Below are 1,080 nucleotides of genomic sequence, written 5' to 3' on the forward strand. Positions count from 1 at the left end.
TGTAGTGCCCAGGGACGTTGTTTGAGTTCCGGGCGATGAGGAGAACCTCCGGGCAGAGTGGAGCTGTCTAGTTCTTCGCTCTTAACCCGGAGGTTCTCGTGTCTCACGCTAATGCTGCTTTGACCCCACGCCAACGTGCCCGTGTTGGACGGTTGATCGTCGAGGACGGGTGGACGGTCGCCGCGGCGGCTCGCTACTTCCGGATCTCGTGGCCGACGGCAGCAAAGTGGGCTCAGCGCTATGCGCTGATGGGTCGCGCAGGGATGGACGACCGTTCCTCGCGACCGGTGCATTCGCCGACCCGGACGCCACGCCGCCTCGAGTCAAAGATCGTGCACGCCCGCATCAAGCATCGCGTCGGACCCGTCGAGATCTCGTCACTCACCGGGGTCCCTGCCTCGACCGTGCACGCGGTCCTGACCCGGCGGGCACTGAACCGCCTGACCCATGTCGATGTCGCCTCCGGTGAACCAGCGCGACGCTACGAACACCCCCACCCCGGTTCGATGATCCACGTCGACGTCAAGAAGCTGGGCAACATCCCCGACGGAGGCGGCTGGCGCACCGTCGGCCGGGTGCAGGGCAAACGCAACGCGCAGGCCACCACCGCAGCACGCAAGAAGAGCCACCCCGTGATCGGACACGCGTTCGTCCACACCGTCATCGACGACCACTCCCGCGTCGCCTATGCCGAGATCCACGACGATGAGAAGGCCGACACCGCGATCGGGGTGCTCTCACGCGCTGTCGCATGGTTCGCCCAGCGTGGTGTTCGGGTTGAGTCGGTGCTGTCAGACAACGGTTCGGCCTATCGCTCCCACGCCTGGCGCGACACCTGCCGAACCCTCGGTATCAAGCACCGCCGCACGCGTCCCTACCGGCCGCAGACCAACGGCAAGATCGAACGCTTCCACCGCACCCTGGCCGACGGCTGGGCCTACTCCAAGCACTACAACTCCGAAAAGAGCCGCCGAGCAGCCCTAGGATCGTGGATGCACTACTACAACCACCACCGCAACCACTCAGCCATCGGCAAGGTCCCACCCATCACCAGGTTCAACAACCTCCCTGGGCACTACA

At 65.0% G+C, this 1,080-nt stretch carries 1 protein-coding gene; it reads left to right on the forward strand.

All coding sequences use genetic code 11. The features are described from left to right. Positions 1-98: 98 nt before the first annotated feature. On the forward strand, positions 99-1,080 hold a 982-nt coding region (locus tag ACNI14_RS12765), incomplete at its 3' end, for an IS481 family transposase (protein WP_420520432.1).

Origin of the sequence: Demequina pilifera, from assembly GCF_048814985.1 — a bacterium.
GTDB lineage: Bacteria > Actinomycetota > Actinomycetes > Actinomycetales > Demequinaceae > Demequina.